At 71.5% G+C, this 17,736-nt stretch carries 17 protein-coding genes; 10 read left to right on the top strand and 7 right to left on the bottom strand.

The annotated features are described in order from the left end of the window. Positions 1 to 196 precede the first annotated feature (196 nt). Both AC068Z_RS13985 and AC068Z_RS13980 read left to right on the top strand, forming a co-directional pair. Positions 197 to 2,530, top strand: coding sequence for an outer membrane protein assembly factor BamB family protein (locus tag AC068Z_RS13985; RefSeq protein WP_478554850.1), 2,334 nt, complete (start codon positions 197 to 199; stop codon positions 2,528 to 2,530). Positions 2,531 to 2,702: 172 nt separating this feature from the next. Next, entirely contained in the window at positions 2,703 to 3,203 is a 501-nt protein-coding gene (locus tag AC068Z_RS13980; RefSeq protein WP_478554849.1) for a hypothetical protein, read from the top strand. Positions 3,204 to 3,207: 4 nt separating this feature from the next. Here AC068Z_RS13980 and AC068Z_RS13975 read toward each other — a convergent pair whose 3' ends face one another. From AC068Z_RS13975 to AC068Z_RS13965, 3 genes are read right to left on the bottom strand one after another with little or no spacing between them, the layout of a single operon-like run. Beyond that, positions 3,208 to 3,981, bottom strand: a complete 774-nt coding sequence (locus tag AC068Z_RS13975; protein WP_478554848.1) for an enoyl-CoA hydratase/isomerase family protein — start codon at positions 3,979 to 3,981, stop codon at positions 3,208 to 3,210. Next, complete coding sequence (locus tag AC068Z_RS13970; protein ID WP_478554847.1) at positions 3,978 to 4,394, bottom strand: Zn-ribbon domain-containing OB-fold protein; 417 nt, start codon at positions 4,392 to 4,394, stop codon at positions 3,978 to 3,980. Before AC068Z_RS13970 ends, AC068Z_RS13975 begins: the two co-directional genes overlap by 4 nt. Positions 4,395 to 4,396: 2 nt before the next feature. Then, positions 4,397 to 5,545, bottom strand: a complete 1,149-nt coding sequence (locus tag AC068Z_RS13965) for a lipid-transfer protein (protein ID WP_478554846.1) — start codon at positions 5,543 to 5,545, stop codon at positions 4,397 to 4,399. Between the two features lie 131 nt (positions 5,546 to 5,676). Here AC068Z_RS13965 and AC068Z_RS13960 point away from each other — a divergent pair, with 131 nt between their 5' ends. Continuing rightward, entirely contained in the window at positions 5,677 to 7,239 is a 1,563-nt protein-coding gene (locus AC068Z_RS13960; RefSeq protein ID WP_478555368.1) for a FadD3 family acyl-CoA ligase, read from the top strand. 26 nt (positions 7,240 to 7,265) lie between these two features. On the opposite strand, the gene AC068Z_RS13955 is transcribed toward AC068Z_RS13960, so the two are convergent. Continuing rightward, entirely contained in the window at positions 7,266 to 7,718 is a 453-nt protein-coding gene (locus tag AC068Z_RS13955; protein ID WP_478554845.1) for a phospholipase, read from the bottom strand. 177 nt (positions 7,719 to 7,895) lie between these two features. Here AC068Z_RS13955 and AC068Z_RS13950 point away from each other — a divergent pair, with 177 nt between their 5' ends. Next, on the top strand, positions 7,896 to 8,534 hold the full coding sequence (locus AC068Z_RS13950) for a DUF5701 family protein (RefSeq protein WP_478554844.1): 639 nt from the start codon (positions 7,896 to 7,898) through the stop codon (positions 8,532 to 8,534). Positions 8,535 to 8,546: 12 nt separating this feature from the next. On the opposite strand, the gene AC068Z_RS13945 is transcribed toward AC068Z_RS13950, so the two are convergent. Beyond that, a complete protein-coding gene (locus AC068Z_RS13945) occupies positions 8,547 to 9,035 on the bottom strand; it encodes an HIT family protein (protein ID WP_478554843.1) in 489 nt (162 codons plus the stop codon). A gap of 74 nt (positions 9,036 to 9,109) precedes the next feature. Here AC068Z_RS13945 and AC068Z_RS13940 point away from each other — a divergent pair, with 74 nt between their 5' ends. Then, positions 9,110 to 9,397, top strand: a complete 288-nt coding sequence (locus AC068Z_RS13940; protein ID WP_478554842.1) for a ribbon-helix-helix domain-containing protein — start codon at positions 9,110 to 9,112, stop codon at positions 9,395 to 9,397. Then, entirely contained in the window at positions 9,397 to 9,792 is a 396-nt protein-coding gene (locus AC068Z_RS13935; RefSeq protein ID WP_478554841.1) for a hypothetical protein, read from the top strand. The genes AC068Z_RS13940 and AC068Z_RS13935 overlap by 1 nt, the downstream gene beginning before the upstream one ends. Before the next feature lie 79 nt (positions 9,793 to 9,871). Here AC068Z_RS13935 and afsS read toward each other — a convergent pair whose 3' ends face one another. Both afsS and afsR read right to left on the bottom strand, forming a co-directional pair. Next, a complete protein-coding gene (gene afsS / locus AC068Z_RS13930; RefSeq protein ID WP_478554840.1) occupies positions 9,872 to 10,063 on the bottom strand; it encodes a regulatory protein AfsS in 192 nt (63 codons plus the stop codon). A 217-nt stretch (positions 10,064 to 10,280) separates the two neighbouring features. Continuing rightward, positions 10,281 to 13,235: an SARP-family global regulator AfsR gene (gene afsR, locus AC068Z_RS13925; RefSeq protein WP_478554839.1), complete on the bottom strand. Its 2,955-nt coding sequence runs from the start codon at positions 13,233 to 13,235 to the stop codon at positions 10,281 to 10,283. Between the two features lie 189 nt (positions 13,236 to 13,424). Here afsR and AC068Z_RS13920 point away from each other — a divergent pair, with 189 nt between their 5' ends. From AC068Z_RS13920 to AC068Z_RS13905, 4 genes are all read left to right on the top strand, one after another. Continuing rightward, positions 13,425 to 14,660 carry an amidohydrolase family protein gene (locus AC068Z_RS13920; RefSeq protein ID WP_478554838.1) on the top strand — a complete coding sequence of 412 codons (1,236 nt, stop codon included), beginning with the start codon at positions 13,425 to 13,427 and terminating at the stop codon, positions 14,658 to 14,660. Between the two features lie 36 nt (positions 14,661 to 14,696). Continuing rightward, a complete protein-coding gene (locus AC068Z_RS13915; RefSeq protein ID WP_478554837.1) occupies positions 14,697 to 15,611 on the top strand; it encodes an LLM class F420-dependent oxidoreductase in 915 nt (304 codons plus the stop codon). 11 nt (positions 15,612 to 15,622) lie between these two features. After that, positions 15,623 to 16,393: an SDR family NAD(P)-dependent oxidoreductase gene (locus AC068Z_RS13910; protein WP_478554836.1), complete on the top strand. Its 771-nt coding sequence runs from the start codon at positions 15,623 to 15,625 to the stop codon at positions 16,391 to 16,393. 106 nt (positions 16,394 to 16,499) lie between these two features. Beyond that, complete coding sequence (locus AC068Z_RS13905; RefSeq protein WP_478554835.1) at positions 16,500 to 17,618, top strand: LLM class flavin-dependent oxidoreductase; 1,119 nt, start codon at positions 16,500 to 16,502, stop codon at positions 17,616 to 17,618. Positions 17,619 to 17,736: the final 118 nt, after the last annotated feature.

The raw sequence follows: 17,736 nt of genomic DNA, 5'->3' as shown, positions 1-17,736 counted from the left end.
GCCTCGTTCGCCGTACTGGAGCGGTCGAACTGAGGTTTTTGTCCGGAGACACCCCGATTCGACCCCGGGTTCGCAACCACGCCCGCGGACAGGAAGGATCGGGGTGCGTGCCGCCATGGCGGTGCGGTGGTGAGACGCTGCACGGGGTCGCGTACATACGTGGGTGACGCGGCCCGTACGGGGAGGTGGCAGGCAAGTGGTGGATCAGCTGACACAGCACGATCCGCGGCGGATCGGGCCGTTCGAGGTGCTGGGACGGCTGGGGGCCGGCGGCATGGGGCTGGTCTATCTCGCGCGCTCGGCGTCCGGGCGGCGCGTGGCGATCAAGACGGTCCGTACGGAACTCGCCGAGGACCAGCTCTTCCGCGTCCGCTTCACGCGCGAGGTGGAGGCGGCCCGGGCCGTCTCGGGCTTCTACACGGCGGCCGTGGTCGACGCCGACCCGCGCGCCGCCGTGCCCTGGCTGGCCACCGCCTACGTGCCCGCGCCCTCCCTCGAAGAGATAGTGAACGAGTGCGGGCCCCTCCCGGCCCAGGCGGTGCGCTGGCTCGCGGCGGGCGTCGCGGAGGCGCTGCAGTCGATCCACGGCGCGGGGCTCGTCCACCGCGACCTGAAGCCGTCGAACGTGCTCGTGGTCGAGGACGGCCCCCGCGTCATCGACTTCGGCATCGCCTCCGGCGTATCGAACACGCGTTTGACGATGACGAACGTCGCCGTCGGCACCCCCGCCTACATGTCCCCCGAGCAGGCCAAGGACTCCCGCAGCGTCACCGGCGCCAGCGACGTCTTCTCGCTGGGCTCCATGCTGGTGTTCGCGGCGACCGGCCACCCGCCCTTCCACGGCGCCAACCCGGTCGAGACCGTCTTCATGCTGCTCCGGGAGGGCCCGGACCTCGAAGGCCTCCCGGACGAGCTGCGCCCGCTGATCGAGTCCTGCATGCAGATGGAGGCGACCGGCCGCCCCAACCCGGCCGACCTCCAGGCCCAGCTGGCCCCGCACCTGTTCGGCTCGGGCTCGGACGACAGCGGTACGGCGTCGGCCTGGCTGCCCGAGCGGGCGGTGAGCCTGATCGAGGCGCGGCGCAACGGCCGCCCGCCCGCCAAGTCCGGACCGCCCGCCGGCCGCAGCGCCGGGCGGAACATCCCGCCCCCGCCCTCCCACTCCCCGCCGGTCCCGGTCGGCGCCCCCGACACGGGCCCGGTGCGCCTGGCGGGCGCCCAGGTGCCGATCGGCCCCGGGCCGCGCGTCGCCGACGCCCGCGCCGCCGCCGTGAAGGCGCCGCCGCCGGAGGCGGGCCTGGTCGCCTCCTGGTCCAAGCCGCGCCCCGGGGTCAACGGCACGGACTCCGCCGTGGGCCCCGCCGTGCCCCCGGCCCCGGCCGCGCCCCCGGAGGCGGCGAGCGGCTGGCGCCCCTGGCGGTTCCGGATGTCCAACGACGTGTGGGGCACCCCGGCGGTCTCCGGTGACCTGGTCTACGTCACCTCCTTCGAGGTGCACGCGCTGGACGTCGGCACGGGCCGGCGCCGCTTCAAGACCAGGGACGTCGCCTGGTCCATGGCGGTCGCGGACGGCCGGATCCACGCCTCCGACGGCCCCACCCTGTTCGCCCTGGACTGCCGGGAGGGCGGCGACCTGTGGCGGCTGCCGACGGACGCCTGGGTCTACTCCCTCAAGGCCGAGCGCGGCACGGTCGTCACCGGCACCCGCGGCGGCGGGGTCCAGGCCTGGGAGGCGTCCACGGGACAGAAGCTGTGGGAACTCACGGGCGCCCAGACCGACTTCGAGTCACCGGAGGCGGGCCCGGCGCTGTGCGAGGGCACGGTGTACGTCTGGCAGGACGCCCGGCTCAGGGCCCTGGACGCCCGCACCGGCGACGAGCGCTGGTCGTACCCGATCGGCGACGCGGCCTCCTGCGGCGGAGTCCCGGTGCGGATCTCGCAGGCGCAGGACGGCTATGTCTACGTCTCCGCCGGCACCCGGGTGCTGGCGCTGGACGTCGCCTCGGGCCAGGTCCGCTGGCATTTCGAGGCCCCGGCGGTCTTCCTCTGCCCACCCGCCTTCGTGCCGGGCCCGGCGGTGACCGGCGGCGGTGTCTACCTCGCCGACTACCTCGGCACGGTCTACGCCCTGGACGCCACCGACGGCCGCGACCGCTGGCGGATCGCGACGGAGTCCCGGTCCTCGATCGAGCCGGTCCTGGTGGCCGCCGGGCACGTCCACGTCGGCAGCGGCAAGGGCCTGTACACGCTGGACGCGGTCACCGGCACCCCGAAGTGGCGCTTCCAGTCGGGCGGCGACATCGTGGGCGCCCCGGCGGTGGCGGCGGGCCGTATCCACTTCGGCTCCACGGACCACCTGCTCTACACCCTCAAGGCCGACGACGGCCGGCTCCGGTGGAAGCTGGCGACCGGCGGTGAGATCACCGGTTCGCCGGTCGTGGAGGACGGCGTCGTCTACGCGTGCAGCAAGGACCGGTGCGTGTACGCGCTGGACGCGGAGAAGGGGACGGGGACGGCACGGACCGCCTGACGTCCCCCGGGTCGGGGGACGGCCGTCGTACCGGTGCACGGAAGGGGCCAGACGGCGGCCGTCGCTGCCGGGAGCGGGGGGTACGCCGCTCTCACCCCAGACGCTACGCCGGGGACGCCCCGGTCGCCATGCGGTGACATGCTCGTGACAGCCGATCGCTAGGGTTCCGCGCATGGATCTTCGGGGGCGCAAGCTCAAGTTCGCAGCGGTCACGGCATTGGTGGTCCTCTCCCTGACGGGCTTCTCGTCGGGGCGGGGGCACGGCGGCAGCAGCGGGGACGGTGACAGCGGGGGCGGGTGCAGCAGTTCGGGCCAGGACCACGACAGCTCGTCGTCGCGGTACGACGACGATGACGACGTGAGTTCGGGCGGCTCCGGCTCGGGCGGTGCGAGCGCCGGGCAGCCGCAGGACGCCATGGTGCTGCTGGTGAGCTGTGCGACGGAGCAGGAGCCGTACGCCACGCTGGAGGTCGCCAACCCGAACACCTCCGGCGCCACCTACACGATCACGGTCGACTTCCTCGACGCGTCGAAGAACATCGTGGAGACCCGCACGGTGGACGAGTTCGTGGCCGGGAGCGAGACGGCGACCGTGCAGGTGGAGCTGTCGAACGGCGGGCTCGCGGCGAAGGTCGCCGAGTGCGAGTCGGAGTCGTTCGCGACCGCTCGGTGAGCGGCTACCGGACGCGGTAGGTCCGCTGCCGCCGGGAGAACAGCTCCGCCTGCTCTCCCGGCGGCAGGTTCCCCAGGGCGATGAGATGGGGCGCCTGGGCGAAGGCCGCGGCCCGGGCGGCCTCCTGGGCGGCCCAGAGCGCGCGGACGGTGCCCTGGACGGCGCCCGCCGGATACCCGGCGATGACGGACGCGCACCGCACGGCCGCCGCCAAGTCGCCGCCCTCCTCGGTGACTTCGGAGACGAGACCCACCTCATGGGCCCGGCGTGCGGAGATCCGCTCGGCGGTGCCCATGAGCATCATCCGGGCGACCTCGCCGGAGGGCATGCGCCGGGCCATGAGCATCGACTCGTAGGCGCTGACCATGCCGTAGGTGGTGTGGGGATCGAAGAAGACGGCCGTGGGATCGGCCACGACGAAATCGCACTCCCCGAGCAGATAGAAGGCCCCGCCGCAGGCCATCCCGCGCACGGCGGCGACGACCGGCTTCCACAGGTCGTTGGACTTGGGCCCGACCCTCAGCAGCGGATCGTCCTGCATGTACGGCGAGTCCGGCTGCGGCACCTCGGCGTCCCGGTCGATCCCGGTGCAGAAGGCCCGTTCCCCGGCACCGGTGAGCACGAGGGCCCGCACGGAGTCGTCGAACCGGAACGCCCGCCAGCACTCGCTCAGTTCGGCGGCCGTGGCGAGGTCCAGGGCGTTGAGCCGGCCGGGCCGGTTCAGGGTGAGCACGGCGACGCCGCTGTCCTTGTCGGCGCTGATCAGCAGACCGCTCACGGCCGCTCCAGGACCCACTGGGGCAGCCCGTCGGGACCGAAGACGACCTGGACCCGGGCCCCGATGCGCAGCCGGTCGGCGGGCACCTCGTTCGGCGCGCCCCCGGCCCGCGCGACGAGGTTGCCGACCAGTCGTATCCGGGGCGCGTCGAGAAGTTCCACGACGACGACGTTGTACGGCGCCTGCGCCGCGTAGTCCGGCAGCAGGGGCGGGTGCGGGACGACGTAGGACCAGATCCGTCCGTGTCCGCCGACCTTCCGCCAGGTGGTGCCGAAGGACTGGCAGTGGGGACAGCACGGGCGGGGCGGGAAGCGCGGCTCGCCGCAGTCGGCGCAGGCCTGGACGCGGAGTTCGCCCGCGGCCGCGTACTGCCAGAAGGGGGCGCCGTCGGGATCGGTGACCGGCGTGAGCATGGCTAGCTCCTTAGCAGCAGAGCGGACGTGGGGACACCCTCGCCTGCGGTGACGAGGCAGGTGGCGGCGCCGGGGACCTGGGCCGTACTGGTCCAGCGGAGCTGCTTGACGCCCTCGTTGACGAGGTTGAAGCCGTGCACGTAGGCCTCGGAGAGCCCGCCGCCCCCGGTGTTCAGCGGCAGCCGTCCGCCGATCTCCAGGGCGCCCTGCTCGGTGAACGCCCCGCCCTCCCCGCGCCCGCAGAAGCCGTATCCCTCCAGCGAGAGCGGCACGAGTGCGGTGAAGGCGTCGTAGATCTGGGCGACGTCGATGTCCTGCGGGGTGAGGTCGGCGTGCTTCCACAGGTGCCGGGCGGCCGTCCAGGCGGGACCGGTGAGGGGGTCGTCGTTCCAGTAGTTGACCATGCCGTGGTGCTGGGCGGGCAGGCCCTGGGCGGCGGAGTGGACGTAGACGGGCCGCTGGGCGCAGTCCCGGGCGCGCTCCGCGCTGACGACGACACAGGCCAACGCCCCGTCCGTCTCCAGGCAGTTGTCGAACAGGCAGAGCGGTTCGCTGATCCAGCGGGAGGTCATGTACATCTCGCGGGTCAGGGGGCGGTCGTACATGATCGCGGCGGGGTTCTGGTTGGCCCGGTTCCGGCAGGCGAGCGCGACGTTGAACAGGTGGTCCCGGGTGGTGCCGTACTCGTGCATGTGACGGCGGGCGAGCATGGCGATCTCGTCGACGGGCCGGAGGAGGCCGAAGGGCCGGGTCCACTGGGCGGGCGTGCGGAGCTGGACGGCCGTGTTGGTCCACGGCCGGGGCCCCGAGCCCCGCTTGCGGGACCGCCAGGCGACACCGACGGTGGCCTGCCCCGCGGCGATGGCCGCGGCGAGGTGGGCGACGGTGGCGCACGAACCGCCGCCGCCGTAACCGACTTTGGAGAAGAAGGTGAGGTCGCCGAGGCCGACGGCCTTCGCCAGTTCGACCTCGTCCGTCTCCTCCATGGTGTAGGAGGCGAGCGCGTCGACCTCGCCGGGCGCGATCCCGGCGTCGTCGAGGGCGGCGAGCACGGCGCGGCAGGCGAGGGTGCGTTCGTCCTCCGGCAGTCGCTTGGCGAAGGGGGTCTGTCCGATCCCGACGATGGCGGTGGCGTCCTTGATCCCGACCATGGCTGAGCCCCTCCCCGTCTGCTTCCCGTCGGCTGACAGGGCGTCAGGTTACAGCTAATCTGACGGGCAGTCAGCTATGAGGTCACCCCGGCTCGGACATGGTCGAGAGCCGGGGAAGGTTGGGGGCTGTGGTGCGCGGTGACGTGGAGTGGGGCGGCATTCCGGGCCTGGTGCGGTACGCGGCCGAGCGGTACGCGGACACCGAGGCCGTCGTGGAGGGCCGGACCCGGATCTCGTACGCCGAACTGGGCGCCCGCGTCGAGCGGTCGACGGCGGCGTGCATGGCGAACGGGGTCCGGCCGGGCGACCGGGTGGCCGTCTGGGCGCCGAACTCGCTGGACTGGATCGTCGCGGCGCTCGGGGCGGTGTCGGCCGGGGCGGTGCTGGTCCCGCTGAACACGCGGTTCAAGGGCGTCGAGGCGGCGGACGTGCTGCGCCGGAGCGGGGCGCGACTGCTGTTCGTGACGGGCACGTTCCTGGGAACGTCGTACGTGGCGTCCCTGCGCAGGGCCCTCGGGGGCGGCCTTCCCGAGCTGGACGTGGTCGTGCTCTCGGACGACGCCCCGCCCGACTTCCGCACCTGGAAGGACTTCCTGGCGGCCGGGGAGGGCGTGGGGCCCGCGGAGGTGCGGCGGCGCTGGGACGGCGTCGAGGGGTCGTGGCCGTCGGACATCGTGTACACGTCCGGGACGACGGGCCGCCCCAAGGGCGCGGTGATCACCCACGCGCAGAGCCTGCGGGCGTACGAAGTCTGGTGCGAGCTGGCCGGGTTGAGGCAGGGTGACCGCTACCTGATCGTGAACCCCTTCTTCCACACCTTCGGTTACAAGGCGGGCGTACTGGCCTGTCTGATGCGCGGGGCGACGATGATCCCGCAGCCGGTGTTCAACGTGGACACGGTGCTGGCGAACGTGGCCGCCGAGCGGGTGTCGGTGCTGCCGGGCCCGCCGACGCTGCTGCAGTCACTGCTGGACCACCCGGCGAGGGACTCCTTCGCCCTCTCCTCGCTGCGGCTGGTGGTGACGGGCGCGGCGGTCGTGCCCCTGCGGCTGGTCTCGCGCCTGCGCGCGGAGCTGGGGGTGTCGACGGTCCTGACCGCGTACGGCCTCTCGGAGGCGAGCGGTGTGGTGACGATGTGCCGCCAGGGGGACGACCTCTCGGTGATCGCGTCGACGTCGGGGCGGGCGATACCGGGGGTGGAGGTGCGGGTCTCCGGCGGGGCCGGCGAGCCGGGGGAGGTCCTGGTCCGGGGCTTCAACGTCATGCGCGGCTACTACGAGGACGAGCGGGCGACGGCGGAGGCGCTGACGGAGGACGGCTGGCTGCGGACCGGGGACGTGGGGGTGCTGGACGACCGGGGGAACCTGCGCATCACGGACCGTCTGAAGGACATGTTCATCGTCGGCGGCTTCAACGCGTACCCGGCGGAGATCGAGCAACTGCTGGCCCTGCACTCAGATGTGGCGGACGTGGCGGTGATCGGCGTTCCGGACGCGCGGCTCGGGGAGGTGGGCAGGGCGTACGTGGTCCGTCGGCCGGGCTCGGTCCTGACGGCGGACGACCTGATGGCCTGGTCCCGCCGGGAGATGGCGAACTACAAGGTGCCGCGGTCGGTGGAGTTCGTGGCGGAGCTGCCGAGGAACGCGAGCGGCAAGGTGGTGAAGGGCGAGCTGAGGCGGGGCGCCGGCGGCTGAGCCCGGCGCCCCCTCGTTCTCTCCGGTCAGCCGAAGGCGCGGACGGCCTGGTAGTAGGTCCAGGCGGTGCTGGTGCAGGCGGTCTTGGTGGCGCCGCCGTAGTTGTTGCAGACGCGCTTGAGGTCTTCGTAGAAGGCGCTGTCGAGGCGGTCCTTGTTGGCGCTGAACGTGCCCGCGGCCTTGTAGTTGCGGTAGCCGAAGTCGTGACGGGCGCAGGAGAGGCTGAAGGGGAAGCCGAAGGGGTTGTCCGGCGAGGAGGAGCAGTAGTCGGTGGACCAGTCGAACCCGTAGGCGGACCAGGCGGACTGGTTGTTCCGGGCGGAGGCCCAGGCGTTGTAGCTGGTCGCGCTGGTCTGCGTCCAACTGGAGAGGACCTGGGGCTTGTCGGCGGGGGCGGCGTCGGCGGCGGTGGCCGTGGCGACGACGGTGACGAGGGATATGGCCGAGGTTGCAAGTGCGGTACCGAGTCTGCGGTGCATCCCACACCTCCATGAGGCTGCGGCCCGTCCGTCGGGCGGCAGGTTCATGCCATGAGGATGGGGCCGGTGGGTGGCGTGCTGACAGGGCCCGGCCCCAAATAGCCCATTAATCATGAGAGGTGATGGATGATCAGTCGGTAAACGCTTGACCACTGACCGAACTGAGGAGTGCGGACCGTGTCCTACACCGCAGCGTTGCCGGAACTCACCGCGCAGGCGGAGCGCCTGATCGAACTCGGGGTGCACGAACTGGCGGGGATACCGGCGGAGGACGTGCGTGCCTTCGCGGAGAAGGCGGAGGGCGGGGAAGGGGCGCTGCTGGCGGTGCATCCTGATCGGGTGCCGGCGTCGGCGTTGGCGCCGCTGCTGCGGCACGGGGGGAAGCCGGGCTTCGTGGTGGTGGACATGCCGGACGTGGACGAATTCACGCCGTGGGAGCTGGAGTTGCCGTCACCTGCCGGGCTGTACGTGGTGACGGGCGTGGACAGGGGTGACGACAAGTCCAACTGGAGCCCGGAGGAGGCGCTGCCGGCGCTGACCAAGGAGGGCCGTACGCCGCTGATCCTGACGGAGGGCATCCACTGGCTGCTCCAGGAACCGGCGGCCCTGGAACGCAACCACTGCTTCATGACCATCGGCTCCCGTCTCCGCAAGGCGAACGGCAGCCTGGACGCGCGGACCCCGGCGATCTGGATCAGCAACGGCACGGGCAGGGACGGCCGGGAACGCCGGGACGCCCCGAAGGTGGGCTGGTGCTGGTGGGGCAACCGGCACACGTGGCTGGGCTTCGGCTCGGGGACGGGGCGCAGGGGGTAGCCGGGCCGGGAGTCACGCGGCGCCGGGCTTCGTCAGGCGCCGCAGCTCCTGCCGGAGGGCGTCCCGCAAGGGCTGGTGCCTCTCCCCGAGTGCGTACCGGGGGTCGCTCCACCGTTCACGCGGGTAGAGCCAGACGGGCCTGCCGAGGAGGTCGGGGGGCTCCCAGTCGTAGCGGGGCCAGACGTGCGCGTGGAGGTAGGGGTCGGTGTTCCCCAGGATCTCCAGATTGACCCGCCGAAACCCGGGGTCCAGCCGCGCACACACCCGCTCGACAGCCTCGCCCAGCAGATCCATGTCACTCAGGAAGGCGAGCCGCTCGGACTTGGCCAGCTCGGACAGCCGCTGCACGGAGGGCCGGCCGACGAGCAGCAGGCAGTACCCGGGCAAGAACTGCACATCCCCGACCACAGCGAACCCCCCACTCGGGAGCTGCCTCAGCACGGTCGGATTCCGCCCCCGAAGAGCACTGCCGATGCGGTCCGCTTGCCAGGGGTCGCTCATGCGCCGGACCTTACAGAGGGTGAGGGCTCGAACACGACCGGCCGGGTGGGGAGAGGGTCGGTATGGTGAGTGGTATGGCAACCAGGAAGTACACCGTGACCCTGCCGGAGGAGCTCGCCGAGGAGATTCGGCGGGAGGTCGGGGCCGGCGGGTTCAGTGCCTATGTCACGCGGGCCATAGAGCGCCAGCGGGAGCAGGACCGGCTCGGTGAACTGGTGGCGTGGATGCAGGAGGACGGCAGTGCGCTGACGGACGAGGAGATCGCCGCCGCCGAAGCGGAGCGGCGGGAGTTCGACCGGATCTTCGCCGAGCGTGCCGCCGGGGCCGAGGGCGCCGGTCCGGGACTTCCGATGGCGGGCTGATGGCCACCGGAACCTACGTACTGGACTGTGAGGCCCTGTCGAGGGCGGTGCTGCGTGAGCGGGAAATGACCGCCCGGCTGAACGAGGCCCACCGTTCGGGCATTCGCGTGGTGACCAGTTCCATGACCCTCGTCGAGGCGTATCACGGTCAGGTGCAGCACTCGGCCTGGTCGTGGGCGATGTCCCGGGTGGTGGTGGAGCCGGTCACCCGCCAGGTCGCCGACGCGGCGATCGGCCTGCTGCAGGACAGCGGCCTTCACGGCCACAAGTACGCCATCGACGCGGCCCTCGCGGTGATCGCGGGGATGCAGAGCGGGGGCGTGGTCCTGTTCACGTCCGACGAGGACGACATGAGCAAGCTCTGCCCGACCAGGGTGGTGGTGAAGGGGCTGTGAGGCCCGGCTTCCCGTGACACACGTCGGCCGCGACGGCTCCCCCTCCGCGCCGCCGCGGCCGATCCCCGTGCGATGAGGCTTACTTGTTGCCGTCCAGGTCCAGGGCGGGCGGGGCCGGCATGGAGTTGTTGAGCGTCGTGATCGTCTCCACCTTGGCCGGCTCGCTCGGCATGGAGTTGTTCATCGTGGTGATCGTCTCGTCCGCGACGGTCTCGCCGGCCGTGGCGTCGTTCTCCTGAGAGACGGTCTCGTCCTTCTTCTGCTCGCTCATGGGCTCGTGTTCCTCTTTTCGGTGATGAGTGAGGAACGCCCGTCCGGTAACTCCCCCGAGGATTACCGGACGGGCGTTCGGAGCCGCAGACTAACCGGCCGGGCTCCGAGTCGAACCGCCTGCCCCCCGTGGCGCCGGTTCGATCTGAGTACGAGTCTGCGCCAGGGAGATAAACGAACGCTGAACGCCGACAATCCCCAGGTGAGAGGCCTGCTCGCTATGCTGCCGCAGCCGACGTGAGCAGCGCGCGCACATCCTCGGCCTCCGGTGCGCTGTTCTGCTCGTAGAGGTTGAGCGCCTCACGCCAGCAGGCGCGCGCCCTGCCCGCCTGACCGAGTGCGGACAGCGAACGCCCCAACAACGTGAGGACGTTGCCCTGCATGCGGTCACCGCCGATGCAGCCCAGTGCGAGGGCCTGTTCGGCGTGCTGCGCGGCGGGCGCGGGGCGGCGCTCGGCCGCGTGCACCTCGGCGATGCGGAAGTGGGTGACGCCCTCCCAGAGCCGCTGCCGATGGTCGTTGAAGAGACCGAGCGCGTCGGAGAACTGGCTCAGCGCCTCCGTGTACCGGCCCGCCCTGGTCAGCGCTACGCCCAGCTGGAAATGGCCGTTGGCCAGGCGCACGGTCCGGCCGACCTCGGTGTGCACCGCGAGACCGCTCTGGGCGATCTCGACGGCCTTCGCGACATTGCCCATGCCGAGGTGAGCCCGGGACAGGTTGCCCAGGACGGTCGCTTCGAACGGCCGGTTCCCCGCCGCTCGCAGACCTACGAGGGCCTGGTCGAAGAAGGCCTTGCCGTCGGCGAACCGCTTCTCGTGCAGGCAGATGAGCCCCAGGTTGTTGGCGACCCAGCTGACGGCGATGGAGTCGCGTGCGCCTGCCGCGAGTTCCATGGCGACCCGCGCCTCCTGCTCCGACTGCCTGATACGACCGGAGACCAGCAGCACATCACTGAGCACCGTGCGGGCCCTGCCCTCCGCCTGCGCCTGGCCCGCGACTCGGGTGGCCTCGCAGGTGGCCTCGGCCGTCATCTCGTACTGGTGCGAGTTGGCGCCCGACTCGGTCAGATCCTTTGCTGCCCACAGCAGATCGACGGCCCGCCGCAGCCGCTCCGTCCCCGCTGCCTGCCGCACGCAGGCCAGCAGTTGCCCGGCCTCCGTGTACAGCCAGTCGAGGGCCGTCGTCGCCTCCGTGAAGCGCAGCCCCGGATACCGGGTCGGCGCCAGATGATCGGTCAGGCGGTCCTCGCCATGCTCGATCGAGTACACCTGCGCGGTGGTCGCCAGATAGAAGTCCAGCAACCGGGACAACGCCTCGTCCCGCTCGCTCGGCGGCCACTCGTCCCTCTCCGCGCAAGCACGCGCGTAGAGCCGAACCAGATCGTGGAAGCGATACCGGCCGGGCGCCGCGGATTCGAGCAGCGAGGTGTCCACCAGGGACTCCAGCAACTCCTCCGTCTCCCGCACCCCGAGATCGAGCAGTGCCGCAGCCGCCGCCACCGAGATGTCCGGCCCGTCCGCCAGGCCCAGCAGGCGGAAGGCTCGGGCCTGGGCCGGTTCCAGTTGGCCGTAGCCCAGTTCGAAGGTCGCCTTGACCGCCAGGTCGCCCGCCTGGAGTTCGTCCAGTCGGCGTCGCTCGTCGGCCAGCTTCGCCGCCAGGACCGAGACCGTCCAGGTCCGCCGCGCCGCCAGGCGGGACGCCGCGATGCGGATCGCCAGCGGAAGGAAGCCGCACGCCGCCACCACGTCGAGGGCCGCCTTCCGCTCCGAGGCCACCCTCTCCTCGCCCACGATCTTCGTGAACAACGACAGCGCCTCGTCCGGCGACATCACGTCCAGGTCGACCAGGTGCGCCCCCGCCAGGTCCACCATCCGCACCCGGGAGGTCACCAGCGCCGCACAGCCCGACGTGCCGGGCAGCAGCGGCCGTACCTGCGCCGCGTCCCGCGCGTTGTCCAGCAGGACCAGCACCCTCCGGCCGTCCAGCACCGAGCGGTACAGCGCCGCCCGCTCCTCCAGCGAGTCCGGGATCGCCGAGTCCGCCGTCCCCAGCGCCCGCAGGAACGACCCCAGCACCGTCTCCGGTTCCGCCGCCCGCGACCCCGCGCCCTGGAGGTCCACGTACAGCTGCCCGTCCGGGAAGGCCGACCGGGCCTGGTGGCCCACGTGCACCGCCAGCGTCGTCTTGCCCACGCCCCCGATCCCGGCCAGGGCGGAGACCGCCATCACCCGGCCCTCCGCCGACGCCAGCACGTCACTGAGCTCCGTGACGAAGCCCGCCCGGCCCGTGAAGTCCGGCACCGTCGCGGGAAGTTGGGCGGGGCGCACGGGTACCACCGTCGGTTCCGCCAGTGGAGCGGACGGTTCCGCCAGGCCCGGGTCCGCCTGGAGGATGCGCTGCTGCAGCTCACGCAGGCCGGGGCGAGGATCCACCCCGAGCTCGTCCGCCAGCAGGCGCCGGGTGTCCGCGTACACCGCGAGCGCCTCCGCCTGCCGGCCCGAGCGGTACAGCGCCAGCATCAGCAGTTCGCGGAACCGCTCCCGGAGCGGGTGGGCCGCCGTGAGTGCCGTCAGCTCCGAGACCGCCTCCGCGTGGCAGCCCTGCTCCAGGTCCATGTCCAGGCGGGATTCCAGGAGCTGCAGGCGCCACTCCTCCAGGCGGACCCGCTGCGCCTCCGCGTACGGGCCCGGCACCCCCGCCAGCGGTTCCCCGTCCCACAGCGCCAGCGCCCGGTTCAGGACCTCCCGCGCGTGGCACAGGTCGCCCGCGCCCTTGGCCTTCTCCGCCTCGGTCGCCAGCTCCGTCGCCACCGCCAGGTCCAGCGCGCCGGATTCCAGGCCGCGGACCGCGTAGCCGCCGGACTCGCTGACCAGGACCCCGGGGTCCAGCACCTTCCGCAGCCGTGAGGCGTACGTCCGGACCGCCGCCAGCGCCTGGGACGGTGGCTCCTCGCCCCACAGCGCGTCGATCAGCTCGGCCGCCGTCGCCGTACGGCCCTCCCGCAGCAGCAGGGCCGCGAGCAGCGCGCGTTGCTGGGGGGAGCCGGTGTTGAGCAGTTCCCCCTCGCGCCAGGCGCGCACCGGGCCGAGCACGCCGAAGCGCAGCGCCGTCGGCTCCGGTGAGCCGACAGAGCCGCCTCGCCGCTGCTCCGGCACCCGCGGTACACCGTCCATCGCCGTCCCCCTGCAGAACGTCATGACAACCAGGCCAGTTTGCCTTGTTCATGGCGGATGCGTCAGCCGTGCGAGACCGCACTCACAGCCAGACGTGCGGTACACCACAAGGTCCTTACAACCTCTACGCGGGGTTCCAGGTGCGACCCGGTAGCTGACGGGTCGTCAGATCGGCGCTACCGTACGGCCATGGAGACCAAAACCACCCTTCCCCTGATCATCTCCGTCGACGACCACACGGTGGAGCCCCCGCAGGTGTGGCAGGAACGGCTCCCGAAGAAGTACCTGGACATCGGGCCCCGGATCGTCCGCGCCCCCCTCAAGGAAATGACCTTTCTCGGCGGGCGGTTCAAGCCCGTGATGGGGGAGAAGGGGGACGACGGGCCGATCGGTGACTGGTGGGTGTACGAGGATCTCCGGCGGCCCCTCACCCGGCTCGACACCGCCGTGGGGTACGACCGCGACGAGATCAAGCTCGAGGTCATCACGTACGAGCAGATGCGGGCGGGGTCGTACGACGTCCCGGCGCGGCTCGCCGACATGGATCTCAACCACGTCCAGTCCGCCCTCTGCTTCCCCACCTTCCCGCGCTTCTGCGGGCAGACCTTCACCGAGGCCGGCGATCACGAGCTGGGGCTGCTGTGCATCCGCGCCTACAACGACTGGATGGTGGAGGAGTGGTGCGGGCCGCGGGCCGGCGGGCGGCTCATACCGCTCACGCTCATCCCGCTGTGGGACGCGGAGCTGGCCGCCCAGGAGGTACGGCGGAACGCCGCCCGCGGTGTCCGGGCCGTCGCCTTCTCCGAGATCCCGCCCCATCTCGGGCTGCCGTCCGTCCACACCGACGACTGGGACCCCTTCCTCGCCGCCTGCGACGAGACCGGCACGGTCGTCGCCATGCACATCGGCTCCAGCAGCCGGATGCCCTCCACCTCCGCCGACGCGCCGCCCGCCGTCGGCTCCACCATCACCTTCGCCAACTGCTGCTTCTCGATGGTCGACTGGCTGATGAGCGGGAAGTTCGAGCGCTTCCCGAATCTCAAGGTCATGTACGCGGAGGGGCAGATCGGGTGGATCCCGTACATCCTGGAGCGGGCGGACGTGGTGTGGGAGGAGAACCGGGGCTGGGGCGGGGTCGCCGACAAGGTGCACCGGCCGCCGTCCGAGCTGTTCGCCGAGCACGTCTACGGCTGCTTCTTCGACGACGCCTTCGGGCTGCGCAACCTCGACGCCATCGGGCTCGGCAACGTGCTCTACGAGACCGACTACCCGCACTCCGACTCCACCTGGCCAAAGTCGAGGGAGGTCGGCGAGGCCCAGATGGGGCACCTGGACGCGGACGTCGTCGAGCGGATCGTACGGCGCAACGCCATCGACCTGCTCGGACTGACGGAGGCCGGCCTGTGGCCCGGCGCCCGTCCCTGACGACCTCTCCCGGACCGCCAGACAAGGAGGACGCGCGTGTCCTACGGCATCCAGCTCCCGATCCAGTCCCAGAGCACCCTCTTCGCCGAGCCCTGGGAGGCCGCCGCGAGCCCCGAGGACCTTCTCGCCGTCGCGCGCGCCGCGGACGACGCCGGCTTCTCCTACGTCGCCTGCTGCGACCACGTCGCCATCCCGCGCCGGCTCGCCTCCGCGATGAGCACGGTCTGGTACGACCCGGTCGCCACCCTCGCCTACCTCGCCGCCGGCACCGAGCACGTACGGCTGCTCAGCCACATCGCGGTGGTGGGGCTGCGGCACCCCCTCCTCACCGCCAAGCAGTACGCCACCCTCGACCACCTCAGCGGGGGGCGGCTGATCCTGGGCGTCGGCGCCGGGCACGTACAGGAGGAGTTCGAGGCCCTGGGTGTCGACTTCCGGCAGCGGGGCGCCGTACTCGACGAGAACATCGACGCCCTGCGCGCCGCCCTCGGTCCGGAGGAGTTCCCCGAGCACCACGGCAAGCTGTACGACTTCGAGGGCCTCGGGCAGTTGCCCAGGCCCGCGCAGGAGCGGGTCCCCCTCTGGGTCGGGGGGTCCTCGCCCGCCGCCGTGCGCCGGGCGGCGCTCAAGGGGGACGGGTGGCTGCCCCAGGGGGACCCCAGGGACCGGCTGCCGGCGCAGATCGGCCGTATCCGGCAGCTGAGGGAGCAGGCCGGGCGCGGCGGCCCCTTCACCATCGGCGCCATCGCCGAACCGCTCTACGTCGGCACCCCGGACTGGCACGTCGGCCGCCGCACGCTGACCGGCCGCCCGGACGAACTCGCCGAGTCGCTGCGGGCGTACCGGGCGATGGGCGTGGACCGGATACAGGTGCGGTTCCGCAGCCGGAGCCGCCGTGAACTCATCGACCAGATCTCGGCGTTCGGCGCCGACATCGGACCCCATCTGTGAGGAGTCGGCGCATGGGCAAGCTGGACGGTCGGGTCGTCATCGTCACGGGGGCGGCACGCGGGCAGGGGGAGCAGGAGGCGCGGCTGTTCCGGGCGGAAGGAGCCCGGGTGGTCGTGGCGGACGTGCTCGACGAGCAGGGCAGGGCCCTCGCGGAGGAGATCGGGGCGCTGTACGTGCACCTCGACGTGGGGGAGGAGGGGGACTGGCAGACGGCCGTGGGCGCCGCCAAGCGCGCCTACGGGCACATCGACGGGCTCGTCGGCAACGCGGGGATCCTGCGGTTCAACTCCCTGGTGGACACGCCCCTCGACGAGTTCATGCGGGTCGTGCGGGTCAACCAGGTCGGCTGCTTCCTCGGGATCCGGACCGTCGCGCCGGAGATGGAGGACGGCGGGACCATCGTCAACACCGCCTCCTACACCGGGCTGACCGGAATGGCGGCGGTCGGGGCGTACGCGGCGACCAAGCACGCGATCGTCGGACTCACCCGGGTCGCCGCGCTGGAGCTGGCACCCCGCGGCATCCGCGTCAACGCCATGTGTCCCGGCGCCGTGGACACGGCCATGTCCAACCCGGCCCAGCTCGATCCGGCGGCGGACGCGGAGGAGACCTCGCGTGCCCTGGACGGGCTGTACCGCAAGCTCGTGCCGCTCGGGCGGATCGGGCGACCGGAGGAGGTGGCCCGGCTCGCCCTCTTCCTGACCTCGGAGGACTCCTCCTACATCACCGGTCAGCCGTTCGTGATCGACGGCGGCTGGCTGGCCGGGGTGTCAGTAATCTGACTGACCGTCAGCTCTTGACGGTTCATGCCGGTGGTGCCACAGTCAGCGATCTGACGGACCATCAGAAAAATGGACGGGAACTCCAGACCGGGGACGGTGAACCGCCTTGGAATTCGGGCTCTTTGTACAGGGATACGTCGGCAAGCGCGCAGAGACCGATCCGCTCGCCGAGCACAAGGCGCTGATGGAGGAGACCGAGTACGTCATCCAGGCGGACAAGTCCGGCTTCAAGTACGCCTGGGCCTCCGAGCACCACTTCCTGGAGGAGTACTCGCATCTGTCGGCCAACGACGTCTTCCTCGGGTACCTCGCGCACGCGACGGAGCGGATCCATCTGGGCTCGGGGATCTTCAACCCGCTCGCCCAGGTCAACCACCCCGTGAAGGTCGCCGAGAAGGTCGCCATGCTCGACCATCTCTCCGGCAACCGCTTCGAGTTCGGCAGCGGGCGGGGCGCCGGCTCGCACGAGATCCTCGGGTTCCTGCCCGGCATCACGGACATGAACCACACCAAGGAGATCTGGGAAGAGACCATCGCCGAGTTCCCGAAGATGTGGCTCCAGGACGAGTACGTCGGCTTCCAGGGCAAGCACTGGTCGCTGCCGCCGCGAAAGGTGCTGCCCAAGCCGTACGGGAAGTCCCACCCCGCGATGTGGTACGCGGCCGGGTCGCCGCCGTCGTACTCCATGGCCGCGAAGAAGGGGCTCGGGGTCCTGGGGTTCAGCGTGCAGAAGGTCGCCGACATGGAGTGGGTGCTGGAGAAGTACAAGACGGCGATCGTGGACGCGGAGCCGATCGGGGACTTCGTCAACGACAACGTGATGGTGACGACGACGGCGATCTGCGCGCCGACGCACGAGGAGGCCGTGCGGATCGCCGTGAGCGGAGGGCTGCACTATCTGCCCTCGCTGGTCTTCCGGTACCACGACACGTTCCCGCGGCCCGAGGGCTTCCCCGTGTGGCCGGAGACGCTGCCCGAGTACACCGAGGAGTTCGTCGAGGTCCTCATCGAGGAGGAACTGCTCATCTGCGGGGATCCCGACGAGGTGCTGCGCCAGTGCAAGCGGTGGGAGCAGGCGGGGGCGGACCAGTTGAGCTTCGGGTTGCCGGTGGGGGTGCCGAAGGAGGAGACGCTGCAGACGATCCGGCTGATCGGGGAGCACGTGATTCCGAAGATCGACACGGATCCTGTGCACCGGACTTCGCGGTTCCGGAGGGGTGTCTGATCGTCGTTGGCGGCTGCGGGCTCGTGGGGGCTGGTCGCGCCCGCGCGGCGGTAGCCGCAAATTGACACAGCCCCGCGCCCCTGAGCAAGTGCACCGGCCCCGCACCCAGGAGGTGAAG

The sequence above is a fragment of the Streptomyces sp. NPDC043726 genome, assembly GCF_056436565.1.
This window is presented reverse-complemented; position numbering and strand designations above follow the sequence as displayed.

Coding starts and splice junctions, on each gene's coding strand:
- AC068Z_RS13980 (WP_478554849.1), top strand. CDS start 2,703: ATGGATCTTCGGGGGCGCAAGCTCAAGTTCGCAGCGGTCACGGCATTG.
- AC068Z_RS13970 (WP_478554847.1), bottom strand. CDS start 4,394: ATGCTCACGCCGGTCACCGATCCCGACGGCGCCCCCTTCTGGCAGTAC.
- AC068Z_RS13965 (WP_478554846.1), bottom strand. CDS start 5,545: ATGGTCGGGATCAAGGACGCCACCGCCATCGTCGGGATCGGACAGACC.
- AC068Z_RS13955 (WP_478554845.1), bottom strand. CDS start 7,718: ATGCACCGCAGACTCGGTACCGCACTTGCAACCTCGGCCATATCCCTC.
- AC068Z_RS13945 (WP_478554843.1), bottom strand. CDS start 9,035: ATGAGCGACCCCTGGCAAGCGGACCGCATCGGCAGTGCTCTTCGGGGG.
- AC068Z_RS13940 (WP_478554842.1), top strand. CDS start 9,110: ATGGCAACCAGGAAGTACACCGTGACCCTGCCGGAGGAGCTCGCCGAG.
- AC068Z_RS13935 (WP_478554841.1), top strand. CDS start 9,397: ATGGCCACCGGAACCTACGTACTGGACTGTGAGGCCCTGTCGAGGGCG.
- afsS (WP_478554840.1), bottom strand. CDS start 10,063: ATGAGCGAGCAGAAGAAGGACGAGACCGTCTCTCAGGAGAACGACGCC.
- afsR (WP_478554839.1), bottom strand. CDS start 13,235: ATGGACGGTGTACCGCGGGTGCCGGAGCAGCGGCGAGGCGGCTCTGTC.
- AC068Z_RS13920 (WP_478554838.1), top strand. CDS start 13,425: ATGGAGACCAAAACCACCCTTCCCCTGATCATCTCCGTCGACGACCAC.
- AC068Z_RS13910 (WP_478554836.1), top strand. CDS start 15,623: ATGGGCAAGCTGGACGGTCGGGTCGTCATCGTCACGGGGGCGGCACGC.